The 15,043-nt window shown below is 68.5% G+C and carries 15 protein-coding genes; 7 read left to right on the forward strand and 8 right to left on the reverse strand.

Features of this window, described 5'->3' with window-relative positions:
• The first annotated feature begins 106 nt into the window (after window positions 1-106).
• The 3 genes from BLU38_RS15620 to BLU38_RS15625 all read left to right on the forward strand — a co-directional run bounded on the left by BLU38_RS15620 (window position 107) and on the right by BLU38_RS15625 (window position 2,283).
• The gene (locus BLU38_RS15620; RefSeq protein ID WP_157683494.1) at window positions 107-574 is read left to right on the forward strand and encodes a hypothetical protein; all 468 of its coding nucleotides are present in this window, start codon (window positions 107-109) and stop codon (window positions 572-574) included.
• 198 nt (window positions 575-772) lie between these two features.
• Window positions 773-925, forward strand: a complete 153-nt coding sequence (locus BLU38_RS31230; RefSeq protein ID WP_172836157.1) for a hypothetical protein — start codon at window positions 773-775, stop codon at window positions 923-925.
• A gap of 101 nt (window positions 926-1,026) precedes the next feature.
• Window positions 1,027-2,283, forward strand: coding sequence for an RNA polymerase sigma factor (locus tag BLU38_RS15625; RefSeq protein WP_091532531.1), 1,257 nt, complete (start codon window positions 1,027-1,029; stop codon window positions 2,281-2,283).
• Window positions 2,284-2,297: 14 nt separating this feature from the next.
• On the opposite strand, the gene BLU38_RS15630 is transcribed toward BLU38_RS15625, so the two are convergent.
• On the reverse strand, window positions 2,298-3,038 hold the full coding sequence (locus tag BLU38_RS15630) for a M50 family metallopeptidase (protein WP_091526256.1): 741 nt from the start codon (window positions 3,036-3,038) through the stop codon (window positions 2,298-2,300).
• 42 nt (window positions 3,039-3,080) lie between these two features.
• Window positions 3,081-3,716, reverse strand: coding sequence for a hypothetical protein (locus tag BLU38_RS15635; RefSeq protein ID WP_091526258.1), 636 nt, complete (start codon window positions 3,714-3,716; stop codon window positions 3,081-3,083).
• Between the two features lie 177 nt (window positions 3,717-3,893).
• Between BLU38_RS15635 and pgi the strand changes: the two genes are divergently transcribed.
• The 3 genes from pgi to BLU38_RS15650 all read left to right on the forward strand — a co-directional run bounded on the left by pgi (window position 3,894) and on the right by BLU38_RS15650 (window position 6,582).
• Window positions 3,894-5,567, forward strand: a complete 1,674-nt coding sequence (gene pgi, locus BLU38_RS15640) for a glucose-6-phosphate isomerase (protein ID WP_091526260.1) — start codon at window positions 3,894-3,896, stop codon at window positions 5,565-5,567.
• A 69-nt stretch (window positions 5,568-5,636) separates the two neighbouring features.
• Window positions 5,637-6,092, forward strand: a complete 456-nt coding sequence (locus BLU38_RS15645) for a thioredoxin family protein (protein ID WP_231919865.1) — start codon at window positions 5,637-5,639, stop codon at window positions 6,090-6,092.
• A 22-nt stretch (window positions 6,093-6,114) separates the two neighbouring features.
• Complete coding sequence (locus tag BLU38_RS15650; protein WP_091526262.1) at window positions 6,115-6,582, forward strand: DUF4395 domain-containing protein; 468 nt, start codon at window positions 6,115-6,117, stop codon at window positions 6,580-6,582.
• Between the two features lie 12 nt (window positions 6,583-6,594).
• Here BLU38_RS15650 and BLU38_RS32065 read toward each other — a convergent pair whose 3' ends face one another.
• The gene (locus BLU38_RS32065; protein WP_269458116.1) at window positions 6,595-7,557 is read right to left on the reverse strand and encodes a hypothetical protein; all 963 of its coding nucleotides are present in this window, start codon (window positions 7,555-7,557) and stop codon (window positions 6,595-6,597) included.
• Between the two features lie 105 nt (window positions 7,558-7,662).
• Window positions 7,663-8,373 (reverse strand): SanA/YdcF family protein, encoded by a 711-nt coding sequence (locus BLU38_RS15660; RefSeq protein WP_091526264.1) that lies wholly within the window; start codon window positions 8,371-8,373, stop codon window positions 7,663-7,665.
• 89 nt (window positions 8,374-8,462) lie between these two features.
• On the opposite strand from BLU38_RS15660, the gene BLU38_RS15665 reads away from it, so the two are divergent.
• Window positions 8,463-9,284: a DNA-formamidopyrimidine glycosylase family protein gene (locus BLU38_RS15665; RefSeq protein WP_091526266.1), complete on the forward strand. Its 822-nt coding sequence runs from the start codon at window positions 8,463-8,465 to the stop codon at window positions 9,282-9,284.
• On the opposite strand, the gene nirD is transcribed toward BLU38_RS15665, so the two are convergent.
• The 4 genes from nirD to BLU38_RS15685 are packed head-to-tail and all read right to left on the reverse strand — an operon-like array spanning window position 9,285 to window position 14,772.
• Window positions 9,285-9,689, reverse strand: a complete 405-nt coding sequence (gene nirD / locus BLU38_RS15670; RefSeq protein ID WP_091526268.1) for a nitrite reductase small subunit NirD — start codon at window positions 9,687-9,689, stop codon at window positions 9,285-9,287.
• Window positions 9,686-11,233: an FAD-dependent oxidoreductase gene (locus BLU38_RS15675; RefSeq protein WP_091526270.1), complete on the reverse strand. Its 1,548-nt coding sequence runs from the start codon at window positions 11,231-11,233 to the stop codon at window positions 9,686-9,688. Before BLU38_RS15675 ends, nirD begins: the two co-directional genes overlap by 4 nt.
• The gene (locus BLU38_RS15680; RefSeq protein ID WP_231919866.1) at window positions 11,233-13,362 is read right to left on the reverse strand and encodes a molybdopterin oxidoreductase family protein; all 2,130 of its coding nucleotides are present in this window, start codon (window positions 13,360-13,362) and stop codon (window positions 11,233-11,235) included. Before BLU38_RS15680 ends, BLU38_RS15675 begins: the two co-directional genes overlap by 1 nt.
• A complete protein-coding gene (locus BLU38_RS15685; protein WP_091526272.1) occupies window positions 13,363-14,772 on the reverse strand; it encodes an MFS transporter in 1,410 nt (469 codons plus the stop codon).
• Window positions 14,773-15,043 lie beyond the last annotated feature (271 nt).

Below are 15,043 nucleotides of genomic sequence, written 5' to 3' on the forward strand. Positions count from 1 at the left end.
GTTGACCACGATCCAGCAGGAATGTCAATGAGTTCCATCGGCGGATGTGAATAGTTCTTTGTCCGGTGTCAGTACCCGGACGTAACCTGAAAGTGTGCTCGGCCCCGTGATTGCTGGATTAGGCCTGCTGGCCTTGGGGACCGTGATCGGCCTGACGTTGTTGATCATGGTCCGATTCGGCATAGCCGCTCGGCGGTTGGACCGGGCGATCAGTGAGCTCACCGGCGGACGCCTTCGACACCCGGTCGAGCAACGGCTGGAGCACCGTCGCAACATCAAGGCCCTGAAAAATCAGTGTGGGATCCCGATCGAGCGACTCAGCTTCGACCTGCGACGGCTGCGCGAATTGATCGCGCACAGCCACGGTTCGGCGACCCAGCAGTCCGCGCTGCGACAGGCCTACGACGGCGTCCTGATGGACACCTGCAGGATGCTCGACGTGCCGCACGAGCTCGATCGTCCGACCGCCGGCCTGGAACGCGACATCGAACGGGTCCGGGTCGAGGCAGTGCTGGAGTCCCGCGGCATCGTGCTGAGCCGAGGTCATCGCCGGGATCAGAACGCGGACCACTGACCCCGGGACACCGGCGTAGTGCATCGTCCGCGATCCCTGCTGGTGAAGGAATAGAAGTCGTAACGGCCGTGTTACGATTGGTGAGCCTTTCGACAGTGAGGTCCCTAGGTCTCACCCATCACCATCAGGCACCGATCCCCAGCCAGGAACGACGTTCGCGTCCGCCGGTGCCGACGTCGAAAGAAAGCAGGAACCCGCATGTCCCGCCTCGGTAAGGCCATCCGCCGCCGTGAGGTCGCTCGTAGCCGCCGCGCTCTTGATCGCGCGATCGCTAATGCCCCCACTCCCGCAATGCGTGACGAGTTGATCATCGTCGCCCAGCGCGACGGACTGTTCCGCTCGGTCCGCTGACCGGCGGCTCTCGCAAACCCAAGGCTCCTGCACTTCGGTGTGGGAGCCTTTTGCTGCCCCCAGCAGCCGTGGATCCCTTTGTAGGCGAGGATGCAGTGATGATGACCGACCGGGACGTCGATGAGGTGCTGCGTCGCGCCCATGACGAGGAATGGGCCCGTGTAGTGGCGGCCCTGGCCGGCCGCTTCGGCGATCTCGACCTCGCCGAGGAAGCCGCGTCCGAGGCCTTCGTCACCGCGGTGGAGCGGTGGCCGACGGACGGCGTACCGGCCAATCCCGGCGGCTGGCTGACCACCACCGCGACCCGCAAGGCGATCGATCGGATCCGGCGCGAGGGTCAGCGCCACGCCAAGCATCAGGCGGCGTTGTTGTTGTCCGACGACTCGCCTGCCGAGCCGACCGGGCCGGTCCGGGACGACCGTCTCCGGCTGGTCTTCACCTGCTGCCATCCGGCGTTGACGATGGAGGCTCGGATCGCGCTCACCCTGCGACTGCTCGGTGGTCTCACCGTCTCCCAGATCGCCCGGGCCTTCCTGGTCAGCGAGACCGCGATGGCGCAACGGATCACCCGGGCCAAGGCCAAGATCAAGTCCGCGGGTATCCCGTACCGGATGCCGTCGGCCGACGACATCGATCGACGTCGGTCCGGCGTGCTGGCCGTGATCTATCTCGTCTTCAACGAGGGCTACCTGGCCGCCGACGGGGACGATCCGCTGCGGGTCGATCTGAGTGACGAGGCGATCCGGCTGGGACGGCTGCTGCATCAGCTGCTGCCGGCCGATGGCGAGGTGGTGGGGCTGCTGGCGCTGATGCTGCTCACCGATGCTCGGCGACCGGCGCGGCTGTCGCCCAGCGGCGAGTTGGTCACCCTCGACGAACAGGATCGTGCTGCTTGGGACCGGACACTACTGGCCGAAGGGCAGGAGCTGATCCGTGGCAGGGCCGAAGCCTTCGCCGCCGGAGCGGCTCCCGGACGCTACCAGGTGTTGGCCGCGATCAACGTCGTGCACACGACTGCGGCATCGACCCGGGACACCGACTGGTCACGGATCGTCGCGCTCTACGACCAACTGCTCCGACTCGAACCGTCACCGATCGTGCGGCTGAACAGGGCGGTCGCGATCGCCGAGGTCGACGGCCCGTCGCCGGCGCTGGCCGAGGTCGATCGACTCACCGAACCGTTGGCCGGCTACCACGCCTTTCATGTCGCGCGGGCCGATCTGCTGCGACGACTCGGACGGATCGCCGATGCGCGGGTCGCCTACGATCGCGCCGTCGAGCTCGCCGGCAACTCTGCCGAGCGGGACCATCTCATCCGGCGACGCGACCAGCTCGGCGCACCGGGCCCGTCGAGCTGAGCAGTCACCTCTCGTCAGGGAGTGAACATCGGGCGGAAGAGGGCGATCAGCGACGGCAGCAGCACCGCCGTACCGAGGGCGAGCCCGGCGAGATTGCAGAGTAGGAACAGTACGGCCCAGAGCCCACCGGGCACCCTGGTCAGGCGAGCGAGTTGATCAACATCGGAGCCGCGGTCGCGTCGCTGACGGCGCATCGCGATCAGTTCGATCACCGGCTTCGGCGCGGCGATCAGCAGCAGCCAGGTGATCAGATAGGCCACCGCCGACTGCCAGGCCGGCGCCAGGAGCCAACTGATCGCGAACACCAGACCACCGGCGACCACCAGGACCAGGACACCGTAGGCGTTCCTGATCATCAGCAGCATCAGGGACAGCAGCAACACCAACAGCCAGAGCAGGCCGACGCTGTGTCCGGCGGCGAGCAGCGCGGCGGCGCCGAGACCGGCGGCGGCGGGACCGAGGTAGCCGGCGGCGAGCATGATCACCATGCCCGGACCGCGAGTCTTTCCCCGGGACACGGTCAGACCCGAGGTGTCGCTGTTCAACCGGATACCGGAGAGCCGACGACCGGCCAGCAGCGCCGCCAGCGCGTGGGCGCCCTCGTGGGTGATGGTGACCAGCAGGCGAGTGATCAGCCAGCTGCGGCGATACAGCACCAGGACCAGTCCGAGGATCGCGATCGCCCCGACGACCTCCGGGGTCGGTGGCGGCTGCACGGCCGTCGCGCGCCGCCAGATCTCGGTGATGACCTCCACGCAGCAACCCTGCCTGATCGGGTCAAGTCCGACCCGATCAGGTCAGTGGCCCTTGGACGGGTCGACCTGCTGGGTCTGCTGACGATGCACGGCGCTGAGCAACTCCAGGACGTGTCCGGCGGGGAAGACGGTCCCGAGCAGCATCGTGCGCGGGACGGCTGTCTCGTCGGGAGCGACGAGCCGGGGCAGCCGACGGCGATATCGGAGTGCTGCGGCGGCGATCGATGCGTCCTGGGTGAGCCGATAGCCGCAGAAGCGTGGACCGTGAAGCGGCCAGCGACCGCCGATCTCACGGGAGAAGAAGTCCGCGATGTCGGTCCAGGGGATCCGGCCGACCTGCTGCCAGCGCCGGTGCTGCCAGACCTCCTCGGTGAAATCCTCGGGCCCCAACAACAGCCGTCGTCGCCGCAGCAGAGCACGAATGCCGACCGGCAGCCCCCACGCTCCGAAGAACAGCACGGCCAGAGTGCCACCGATGAAGGGCCTGGACAGCAGTGCCAGCACCGGGCCGACCCGCGGGATCGAGGTGAGTGCGATGGTGATCATCGTGACACCGATCGCGGTGAAGGCCGCGCAACCGATCACGGCACACCCGACCCGCGCCCGACGACCGGTCACGACGACGGTGCCACCGGCTCGGATGGTCCGCAACTGCTCGGTGAGGTCGGAGTTGCGCATCGGGGCAACGATAGAGCAGCCGGGTGTCTCGCCGGCGGACGATCGGCCCCCGTGGAGGTCCGACATCGGTGGTCAGTAATGTGCCGAACGAGGGGTGGGAAGGTATCGACCCACAACTCCGTTGACCCCAGAACAACACGCATCAGCCCGTTACCCGACTCAACAAGGGCGGTAGTCATGACATCTCCGGTCGATCCCACCGGCACCCCGGCCTGGGCGAAGCTCACCGAGTTGCAGCAGAATCTCGAGCCGGACCTCCGCAGCTGGTTCGCCGAGGATCCGGAGCGCGCGAAGAGCTACACCTTCACCGCAGCGGACCTGTTCGTCGATCTGTCCAAGAACCTGATCACCGAAGAGATCAAGCAGGCGTTGCTCGACCTCGCCGAGCAGGTCGGGCTGACCCAGCGGGTCGAGCAGATGTTCGGTGGCCAACACATCAACGTCACCGAGGATCGCGCGGTCCTGCACACCGCGCTGCGGGCACCGCAGGACGCGACGGTCGAGGTGGACGGTGAGAACGTCGTCCCCGAGGTGCACGAGGTGTTGCAGCGGGTCTATGCCTTTGCCGAGAAGGTCCGCAGCGGAGAGTGGACCGGGGTCACCGGCAAGCCGATCGCGACCGTGGTCAACATCGGGATCGGTGGATCTGATCTTGGTCCGGTGATGGCGTACGAGGCCTTGCTGCCGTACAAACAGGACGGCCTGGAGGCGCGCTTCATCTCCAACATCGATCCGACCGACAATTACCTGAAGACTCATGATCTTGATCCGGAGACGACGCTGTTCATCGTCAGCTCCAAGACGTTCGGGACGCTGGAGACGCTGACCAACGCACGGCTGGCCCGGACCTGGCTGCTGGACGGGCTGACCGCCTCCGGAGCCATCTCCGGTGACGACGACTCCCGCAAGGAGGCCGTCGCCAAGCACTTCGTCGCCGTCTCGACCGCGCTGGACAAGGTGGCCGACTTCGGCATCGACCCGGCCAACGCGTTCGGCTTCTGGGACTGGGTCGGCGGCCGCTACTCCGTCGATTCAGCGATCGGCACCTCGCTGGTGGTGGCGATCGGCCCGGAGAACTTCGCCGACTTCCTGGCCGGCTTCCATGCCATCGACGAGCACTTCCGCCGCACGCCGCTGGAACAGAACGTGCCGGCCCTGATCGGTCTGCTGAACGTCTGGTACAGCAACTTCTTCGGCGCCGAGACCCACGCCGTGCTGCCGTACGCGCAGTATCTGCATCGCTTCCCGGCCTACCTGCAGCAGTTGACGATGGAGTCCAACGGCAAGGGCGTCCGCTACGACGGGACGCCGGTCACCACCTCGACCGGTGAAGTGTTCTGGGGTGAGCCGGGCACCAACGGTCAGCACGCCTTCTACCAGCTGATCCATCAGGGCACTCGGCTGATCCCGGCCGACTTCATCGGCATCGCCAACCCGTCCCACCCCTTGCAGGACGGCGATACCGACGTGCACGAGGTGTTCCTGGCCAACTTCTTCGCCCAGACCAGGGCGCTGGCCTTCGGCAAGACCGCCGACGAAGTGCGTGCCGAGGGGACCGCGGAGGCGATCGTGCCGGCCCGGGTCTTCACCGGCAATCGGCCGACGAATTCGATCATGGCGCCGGCACTGACCCCGTCGGTGCTCGGCCAGCTGATCGCGCTGTACGAGCACATCACCTTCACCGAGGGTGCGGTCTGGGGCATCGACAGCTTCGACCAGTGGGGTGTCGAGCTGGGCAAGAAGCTCGCCCTCGAGGTGACCCCGGCTGTCGAGGGGGACGCCGAAGCCCTGGCCCAACAGGATTCCTCGACCCAGTCGTTGATCAACTACTACCGGTCACAGCGCCAGTAGTGGGCGTCGTCGCGGCGAGCCCGTCTCACCCAGTGAGCGGCCCGCTGCGGCGCCGTTCGGCGATCTACGGTGAACGATGTGTTGACCGGCCTGATCGCATTGCTGATCGCCTCGGCCGTCGCCGTGGCTGTGGTGATCTATCGGCGCCGGGTGGACGGTCGGTTCCGGCGCGCTCCCGAGCGGGTCGCCGAGCGGCCGCGACCGTCGAGCGATGACCGCCTGAGCGGGGCGGAGCTGGGCGACCGGCTCGGGCCGGAGGCCACCGTCGTCCAGTTCTCCAGCTCGTTCTGCGCGCCCTGCCGGGTGGCCGAGCGGGTGATCCGGGACGCCGTCGGAGGGATGGCCGGCGTGCGGTACGTCGACCTCGACGCCGAGCGGCACCTCGATCTGGCCCGTCGCTTCAAGATCCTGCGCACCCCGACCGTGTTGGTGGCCGACGCCGACGGCCGGATCATCGCTCGCACCTCCGGGGTGCCGACCAAGCAGTCTCTCCTGGCGGTCATCCCCAGCCTCGATTCCCGATAGACGTACTAGGGTTCTGATCATCATGGAACAAACCGAAGGCAGCAGTACGCAGGCGCCGCCGGCGTCCCCGGCGGGCTGGATCGACCCGCGCGGCCAGCGGCTGGCCGCCGCGATCACCTCGGTCGTGCTCGCCGTCGCCCTGGTGCTGCAGAACCCGTGGGTGCTGCTGTTCCAGGTTGTCGTCTTCGCCATCACGGTGCTGGTCGGCCCGGCCCGCGGACCGTACGGGCTGCTCTACCGGCGGCTGGTCCGGCCGCGGATCTCCGCCCCGGAGGAGTTGGAGGATCCGCGGCCGCCGCGTTTCGCCCAGGCCGTCGGACTGGTGTTCGCCGTCGTCGGTTTCGTCGGCTTCACCGCAGACCTCGGGCTGGTCGGGCCGATCGCCACCGCCTGCGCCTTCCTGGCCGCGATGCTCAACGCGGTAATCGGCTTCTGCCTCGGCTGTGAGCTCTATCTGCTCGGTCGCCGACTGCTGCCGTCGCGTGCCTGACCGGCGGTTCGGTCAGCGCTCCTCGGTCCCGTCCTGATCCGACCCCTGCTCGTCCTGCTCGGGATCGTCCAGCTCCGGCCCCTCGGCCCGGAGCTTGTCGACCTCGGCCATCGCCGAACGCAGATCGGTGAGCCACGTCTCGGTGTGCTGACCGACCAGCTTGACCGCCCAGGACAGCGCCTCTGAACGGGACCGGGCGACGCCGGCGTCGACCAGCGTGTCCAGCACCCGGCGTTCCGGCTGGCGGAGCCTGGTCATCACCGGCACCGAGACGTTGGTGAACAACTCCTCGGCGTCTCCGGCGCGAGCGGCCCAGGAAACCTTCCGCCGATAGCGGCTCTGGGCCTCATCGGCGATCTCCATCCGGGTTTCCCGGCTGTCGCTGCGGAACCGGCTGATCCGACCTTCGGCCTCGGCGCCGGTCAAGGCGTCGCTGTCGGCCAGTGTCCCGGTGACGATGATCTCTTCGCGGTCGACGGTCACTGTGACGTGGGAGAACCAGTCCTGCGGCAGTCGGCCGGTGAACCAGGACTCGGCGTCGTCGACCGACGGCAGGTCACCCTGTTGCCAGCCACCGGGCCGCCCGAAGCCTCCCGGGCCGCGCCGACCACCCCGGCCGCCTCCCGGACCGCGCCCGCCGCCCGGACCGCGTCCACGACCACCGCGGCCGCGACTGCCCGGACCCCACGGCACATTCGCCGGGTCGGACAGCCACTCCCGTACGGCGTCGGGAAGGTTGCCGGGCTCCGACAGCCATGCTCGGAGCGCCTCGGGACCGTCGAACGGGCCGTGCGGATGTCCGCCGTGCTCGTCGTCGGAGCCGTGGTGCCGGCCGCGACCTCCGCCATGCCCTTCCGGTCCGCGGGCCGCGCCCGGTCCGCGCCGGCCGCCCGGTCCGAATCCACCCGGTCCGAATCCACCGGGTCCGAATGCGCCGGGCCCGAATCCCCCTGGGAAATCTGTGTTCCTCATCATGTCCGTCCTCTCTCCGTGTGACACGACAATTACATGATTACACGATTACAGAGGTCGTCAAGGGTGTCGACCGGGAGGACCGGTGGAGTCGGGGTTGATTCGGGGTCAGGCGGTCATCGCCCGCGACACCGCGAGCGCGCGGCGGACGGCATCGGTCGGGTTCTCCAGCACCGGGCGTCGTTCGGTGCTGAGGTCGGACAACGTCTTCAGGCAGGCGAGTTGGTCGCGCAGCACGCCCTTGGTCCAGGCGAAGCGGCGATCGCGAACCGAGTCGTCACCCACGCCGGCGGCGTCCAGGCCGACCGCCCGGGCGGTGCCGACCGCGCGTGGCAGGTGGTAGCTCTGGGTGATAACAGTGATCTTGGTGGCCCCGAACACATCGCGAGCTCGGACGCTGGAGTCGTAGGTGTCGTAGCCGTGCCGATCGACGACGATCAGATCCGCGGGAACGCCCTGATCGACCAGATAACGCCGCATCGCCTCGGTCTCGTCGAAGTCCGGCGCGGCATGATCGCCGGAGACCAGCAGCATCCCGACCTTGCCCTGAGCGAGCAGGAACCGTCCGAGGTCCAGCCGGGCTCGCAGGAACGACGACGGTGTGCCGTCGGCGTACACCTGGGCGCCGAGCACCAGACCGACCGGCGCATACGGCACATCGGTGACACCGAAGAGATGTCCCCGCGCGATCGACCGGACGTAGCCGGACGCGACAGCCACCGCGGTGACCCCAACACCGGTCGCCAGCGCAGCTGACCGTCCGACCCGGGGGAGGTAGCCGGAGAACGTACGCCTGGCGTGGTCCCGGTGTCGAGGCATGCCTCCATGGTAGGTGCCGTCCGGTGACGGCAGTCCTATCATCGACACTGGATCCAACAGTCCTTTCAGGTGACCGGAAGGGGACCGCGGTGCCCGAAGGTGACATCGTCTGGCTGACCTGTCGCCGGCTGCACCTGGCGCTCGCCGGCCGCGCGCTCACCCGGTCGGAGTTCCGGACGCCGGCGCTGGCGACGACCGACCTCACCGGCGCCGCGGTGCTGGCCGTCGTTCCGCGTGGCAAACACCTCCTGATCCGACTGTCCGGCGGGTACACCGTGCACAACCATCTGCGGATGGACGGCGCCTGGCGGATCTATCGCGAGGGCCGCCGTTGGGCAGGCCCGAGCCACGAGATCCGGGCCGTCCTCGGCGTTGCCGGCGCGACCGCCGTCGGCTATCGGCTACCGGTCCTGGAGATGATCAGGACCGACCAGGAGAGTGCCGTCCTCGGACATCTCGGACCGGACCTGCTCGGCGCGGACTGGGACATCGGCGAGGCGGTCCGACGGCTCCGGACGCAGTCGGCGCGAAGCGTCGGAGAGGCGCTGCTCGATCAGCGCAACCTGGCCGGCATCGGCACCATCTATCGTGCCGAAGTCCTTTTCCTGCAAGGGATCCATCCCCGGATGCCGGTCGACCGGGTCGGCGACCTGGAGCGACTCTGCGAACGTGCACACCAGCTGATGATGAGCAATCGCGGCAGCTTCGACCAGAGCACGACCGGAGACCGCCGCCCCGGTCGGACGCACTGGGTCTACGGCCGTGCTGGTCGCCCCTGCCGACGCTGCGGCACGCCGATCAGGAGCGAGGAGTTCGGTCCCGACAACCAGGAACGGCTGAGCTACTGGTGCCCGCACTGCCAGCCGGCCGAACAGCACACCCCGGGCACTGAGCTTGTCGAAGGACGGTGATCAAGCGGACAGCGGCTGATACGGCCGATCCGCCAACTCCGCGCCGTAGGAGGTGTCGACCTCGACCCGACCGTCGACGACGCGGCAGTCGAAGATGTCCAGATGCAGATCGGGATCGGAGAAGCAGTCGCCGGTCAGCAGGCTGTAACTCTCCTTGTGCAGCGGCGAAGCGATCGTCGGGCAGCCCCCGCGGGAGCCGACGATACCTCGGCTGATCACCGCGGCGCCGGTCCGCGGATCGAGGTTGGCGGTGATCACCACCCGGTCGTCCCAGAGCCGGAAAACCGCCAACTGGATCCCGTCGACCAGAGCGGCCTCACCCCACTCCGGCTCCAGATCGGCGAAGCGACACAGGTCGACCCAGCGCGCGGTCTTGTTGATCATGAACAGGTCGGTTGCGGTCATGCCATTACCACCTTCGCTCGGTTGTTCAGGAGTTCGCAGATGCGGTCCTTGCAGGTGCCGCAACCGGTGCCGGCGCGGGTGGCCCGACCGATCGCGGCGATGTCGTCGTGTCCCTCGTCGACAGCGGCACCGATCTGTCCGGCGGTGACACCGTTGCAGCGACAGATCGTCACCTCCGGGCCGGCAGGATCGGCGACGGTCGCGTGGTCCGGGCCGTCATGCCGGAGCAGGGCGGAGCGGTCGCCGGGTAGTTCGGCCCGGCGTTCGTAGAGCAGAGTCAACTCGGCAGCCGTTCGCGGCATCCCGACGCAGATCAGCCCTTCCAGGGCACCGTCGCGCGTGATCATCTTCGCGTAGCGACCGTGCTCGGGGTCGCTCCATTGAGCCACCCCGGGAGTGCTCGCATCGTCGTCCAGCAGCGCGTCCAGCGGATCGCTGTCGATCCGGCCGGCGGAGACGATCGACAGACCCGGCGCCTTGACGATCATCACCGGTGCGTTGCCGGAACCGGCATCCAGCGGCGCGGTCGGCTTGTCGGCCATCAAGCGGCGGGCCAGCCACTCGGCCTGCGCCCAGCCGGGGCCGATCAGTCCGCTCGGCCCGGTGTACGGTGCACATCGATCGCAGGACGGGTCGGCGCAGCGGATCCGAGCGCAATCGCCGATGGCGAAGATCGCGTCGTCGGTCGGCGACCGGAGTTCATGATCGACGACGATGCCGTTGTCGACCGACAGTCCGATCCGTTCGGCCAGTGTCGTCCGCGGTGCAGCGCCGCAGCACAGCAGCAGCGCGTCGCCGGCCACCTGGCGGCCGTCGGCCAGCGCGAGGGCGGCGAATCTGCCCGATTCCAGTCGTACGTCGGCCGCTTGCGCGTCGGCGATCACGGTGACCTGGCGACGTCGCAGATGCCGTGCGACGAGGCCGGCGGCGATGCCGTCCAGATTGCGTTCCATCGGGACCCGCCCGGTGTGCACCATGAACACCGCGGCACCCTCCTCGGCTGCGGTCAGGGCCAGCTCCATCCCCAACACACCGCCGCCCAGCACGACCAGCCGTCGGCCTGGCCCGGTCATCGAGCGCAGCCGCGACGCATCGGCAAGGTCGCGGAGCACCGCGACGCCGTCGGGCAGCACCGGGTCGGTCCCGCCGGGTTGGACGCGCAACCCGTTCAGCCGCGGGGCCCGGGCCGCGGCACCGGTGGCGAAGACCAGCTGATCGTAGGCGTACTGATCGCCGTCGCCGAGGGTGACGTACCGGCGTCCGCGGTCGATGTCGATCACCGCCGTACCGAGTCGGACGTCGACACCGTCGGACCTCAGCTCGGCAGGGTCGGACATGATCAACATCTCCGGATCGGTCCGACCGAGAGCCACCTCGCCGATCATGATCCGGTTGTAGGCCGGCTCGCTCTCGGCGCCGATGATCAGGATCTGCAGCCTGCGATCCCGGACGGCCGGACGGAGGTCGTCGATCAGCCGGGCGGCGACCGGCCCGAAGCCGATGATCACCAGCCGACGGGCTCGGCGGTGGCGTACCGCCGCCATCACAGTGCACCGATCGCTGCGACCCGAAAGACCGTCACCCGAGCCGTCTTGAACTCCGGCATCCCGGAGGTCGGGTCGGCGACCGCCGGGGTCAGCCGATTGGCCGTCGAGCGATCGGGATAGTGGAACGGCAGGAAGACCGTGTCCGGTCGGATGCCGGTGGTCAGCTCGGCCCAACAACGGGCCCGGCCGCGAGCGCTGTCGACCAGCACTTCGTCGCCGTCGCCGATGCCCAACCCGGCCGCGGTCGTCGGATGGATCTGCACCAGCGCCCGCGGGGCGCTGGCGTTGAGGGTGTCGACCCGGCGGGTCTGTGCCCCGGACTGGTAGTGCTCCAGCAGCCGACCGGTGATCAACGTCAGCCCGGTCCCGGTGGCGACTGGGTCCACCGGCTCGGTCGGTCTGACCGGTACCAGTTCGGCCCGGCCGTCGGCGGTACCGAACCGTTCGCCGAACAGGCGAGGGGTGCCGGCGTCGACGTACGGCCAATGAGCGGTGGCACCGCTGTCCAGTAGCGGGTAGTCGATCCCGGAGTAGTCGGCGACCCCGCCGGCGCTGGCCCGGGCCAGCTCGTCGAACACCTCCGACGGCCGGGTCGGGAAGGGGGACGGGGCACCGAGACGGCGGCTGAGGTCGTGCAGGATCTCCAGCTCGCTCTTGGCCTCGCCCGGCGGTGGGCTGACCGCGCGCCGACGGACCACCCGCCCCTCGAGGGTGGTCATCGTGCCGTCCTCCTCGGCCCACTGCAGGACCGGCAGGATCAGATCGGCGTGCCGGGCGGTCTCGGACAGGAAGAAGTCGCTGACCACCAGGAAGTCGAGATCATCCAGGCGTCGTTCCAGAGCAGTCGAATCCGGCGCCGAGATCACCAGATTGGAGCCGTGCACCATCAGCATCCGGACGCCGTCCGGCCGGCCCAGCCGGTCGAGCAGTTGCACGGCCGGCAGTCCCGGACCCGGCAGCCGATCGGGGTCGATACCCCAGACCGCGGCCACGTGGCGTCGCGCAGCCGGATCGGTGATCTTGCGGTAGCCCGGCAGCTGATCGGACTTCTGGCCGTGTTCGCGGCCGCCCTGACCGTTGCCCTGGCCGGTGAGCGTGCCGTATCCGGAGTCGGGCGACCCGGGCAGTCCGAGCAGCAGCGCCAGATTGATCGCCGCAGTCGCGGTGTCGGTGCCGTTGACGTGTTGCTCGACGCCGCGGCCGGTGAGCAGATAGCAGCCGCCGTTGTCAGCCGCCCAGGCCAGGCGCCGGGCGATCTCGCGGATGGTCGCGGCCGGAACGCCGGTGATCGACTGCACACGTTCCGGCCAGAGGTCGGCGACGCTACGGCGCAGTCCGGCCAGCCCGTTGGCGCGTCGATCAAGGTAGTCGTTGTTGATCAAGCCCTCGGTGAGGACGACATGGGTGATGCCGAGCAGCAGCTCCAGGTCGGTCCCTGGCGCCGGCTGCAGGTGCACGCCGGAGCCGCCGGCGGTCAGCCGGGCGGTGGCCGAGACCCTGGGGTCGACGACGATCAGACCGCCGGCCCGCTGGGCGCCGGTCAGGTGCTGGGTGAACGGCGGCATCGTGTCGGCGACGTTCGACCCGAGCAGCATGATCGTGTTGGCGTCGTCCAGATCGCTGACCGGGAAGGGCAATCCGCGGTCGACGCCGAACGCCCGGTTGGCTGCCGCGGCCGCCGAAGACATGCAGAACCGGCCGTTGTAGTCGACCATCGCCGTCCGCAGTGCGACCCGGGCGAACTTGCCGAGCAGATAGGCCTTCTCGTTGGTCAGCCCACCGCCGCCGAAGACAGCGACCGCGTCGTTGCCGTACCGCTGCTGGGTGCGGCAGATGTTGTCGACGATCACCTGGTAGGCGCGATCCCAGCTGACCGGTCGCGGGATCCCTGCGGCGTCGCGGAGCAGCGGCCGGGTCAGCCGGTCGTTACGGTGCAGCAGCTCCGGCGACGTCCAGCCCTTGCGGCACAGCCCACCACGGTTGGTGGGGAAGTCCCGACCGGCGACGGAGATCTCACCGTCGGCGTCACGGGTCAGGGTCATGGCGCATTGCAGCGCACAGTACGGGCAGTGGGTGTCCACCATGAGCGGTTCGCCGGCGATCGAGCCGGCCGGATCGATCGCCATCTAGACACGCACTCCGTCGAGTCCGGCCGTGCCGCGGACGTAGACCGCGACCGTGATGATCAACATCACCAGGTAGCCGGCGGCGAAGCCGATGAAGGCGGCGGTGTAGCCGCCCGTCGCCTGCTTCGAGGCGCTGAGGATCTGCGGGATGATGAAGCCGCCGTAGGCGCCGATCGCCGCGATCAGTCCGAGCGCGGCCGACGCCTTGCGCTGGTGACTGACTTGGTGATCATCGTCGCCGCTGCGGCCAGCTCGGGCGGCGAAGATCGCCGGGATCATCCGATACGTGGCGCCGTTGCCGATACCGGTGGCGATGAAGATGAACAGGAAGCAGGACAGGAAGATCGCGAAGTTCGCCAGCGGCAGCACCAGCACCACCGCGACCGCGCCGACGGCCATCGCCACGAATGCCCCGGCGGTGATCCGGGACCCACCGAAACGGTCGGCGAGCCGGCCACCGTACGGGCGGGCGAGCGAGCCGACCAGTGCACCGAGGAAGGCCAGCGACAGTGCCGCCGAACCGACGGTGAAGCTGGAGTAGGCGGGGAAGGTGTCGATGATCAACTTCGGGAAGACACCGGCAAACCCGATGAACGAACCGAAGGTGCCGACGTAGAGCAGCGCCATCAGCCACAGGTGCGGTTCCTTGATCGCCGCCAGCGATCCGGCGAAATCGCTTCGCGCGGTGGTCAGATTGTTCATGAACCGCCAGGCGCCGAAGGCGGCCAGCAGGATCAACGGGATCCACAGCCAGCCGGCGATCGGCAGATTGAGCCCGACACCGGCGGTGACCGACACCGCGATCGGCACCACGAACTGCGCGACCGACGCGCCCAGGTTGCCGCCGGCGGCGTTCAGACCGAGCGCCCAGCCCTTCTCCCGGGCCGGGTAGAAGAACGTGATGTTGGCCATCGAACTGGCGAAGTTGCCACCACCGAATCCGGCGAACCCGGCGATCACCAGCAGCACCGGGAACGGAGTCTGCGGATTGCCGACGCACACCGCCAGCCCGGTGGTCGGGATCAGCAGCAGCAGGGCGGAGACGATCGTCCAGTTGCGGCCACCGAACCGGCCCACCATGAAGGTGTAGGGGAATCGCATCGTGGCGCCGACCAGGCTGGGCAAGGAGATCAACCAGAACGTCTCGGCCGTGCTCAACGTGAAGCCCGCCTTCGGCAGCATCACCACCACGATGCTCCACAGCTGCCAGACCACGAAGCCGAGGAACTCGGTGAAGATCGACCAACCCAGGTTGCGTTGGGCGATCCGCCGGCCGGTCTGCTCCCAGAATGTCGCGTCTTCCGGCCGCCAGTCGTCGATCCACCGTCCGCGGGGCCTGGACGGCCGGGTGGTCGTCGAGCTGCGTTGATTCCCCGATGCGTGGGGGGCGTCTTCTCGAGTGAGGCTCATCGTCGGCGCTCCGATCAAGATCGGCAATGCTGGAAGAGGGCGTACTGCTCGGGGGCTGGCGACGCTGACGGCGACCCTGGGCGATGACGCTACGGGCGCGGTCTTCGGGCCGCGTGACGTCGGCGTAACAAGACCGTTCCGGCCGGCTCACCGCATCGGCGACCTCCGGTGAGGTCGGTGCAACAACGCCGTTACGCCGGTGAATCGGACGGGAAACGACGGCCACTTACGGTCAGGATCCGGGCGGTGATCAGCCATCCGCCTTCTGACA

Source organism: Microlunatus soli (assembly GCF_900105385.1).
Taxonomy (GTDB): Bacteria; Actinomycetota; Actinomycetes; order Propionibacteriales; family Propionibacteriaceae; genus Microlunatus; species Microlunatus soli.

Coding starts and splice junctions, on each gene's coding strand:
- BLU38_RS32065 (WP_269458116.1), bottom strand. CDS start 7,557: ATGATGAGGAACACAGATTTCCCAGGGGGATTCGGGCCCGGCGCATTC.
- BLU38_RS15660 (WP_091526264.1), bottom strand. CDS start 8,373: ATGCCTCGACACCGGGACCACGCCAGGCGTACGTTCTCCGGCTACCTC.
- BLU38_RS31230 (WP_172836157.1), top strand. CDS start 773: ATGTCCCGCCTCGGTAAGGCCATCCGCCGCCGTGAGGTCGCTCGTAGC.
- BLU38_RS15685 (WP_091526272.1), bottom strand. CDS start 14,772: ATGAGCCTCACTCGAGAAGACGCCCCCCACGCATCGGGGAATCAACGC.
- BLU38_RS15675 (WP_091526270.1), bottom strand. CDS start 11,233: ATGGCGGCGGTACGCCACCGCCGAGCCCGTCGGCTGGTGATCATCGGC.
- BLU38_RS15625 (WP_091532531.1), top strand. CDS start 1,027: ATGACCGACCGGGACGTCGATGAGGTGCTGCGTCGCGCCCATGACGAG.
- BLU38_RS15680 (WP_231919866.1), bottom strand. CDS start 13,362: ATGGCGATCGATCCGGCCGGCTCGATCGCCGGCGAACCGCTCATGGTG.
- nirD (WP_091526268.1), bottom strand. CDS start 9,689: ATGACCGCAACCGACCTGTTCATGATCAACAAGACCGCGCGCTGGGTC.
- BLU38_RS15635 (WP_091526258.1), bottom strand. CDS start 3,716: ATGCGCAACTCCGACCTCACCGAGCAGTTGCGGACCATCCGAGCCGGT.
- pgi (WP_091526260.1), top strand. CDS start 3,894: ATGACATCTCCGGTCGATCCCACCGGCACCCCGGCCTGGGCGAAGCTC.
- BLU38_RS15650 (WP_091526262.1), top strand. CDS start 6,115: ATGGAACAAACCGAAGGCAGCAGTACGCAGGCGCCGCCGGCGTCCCCG.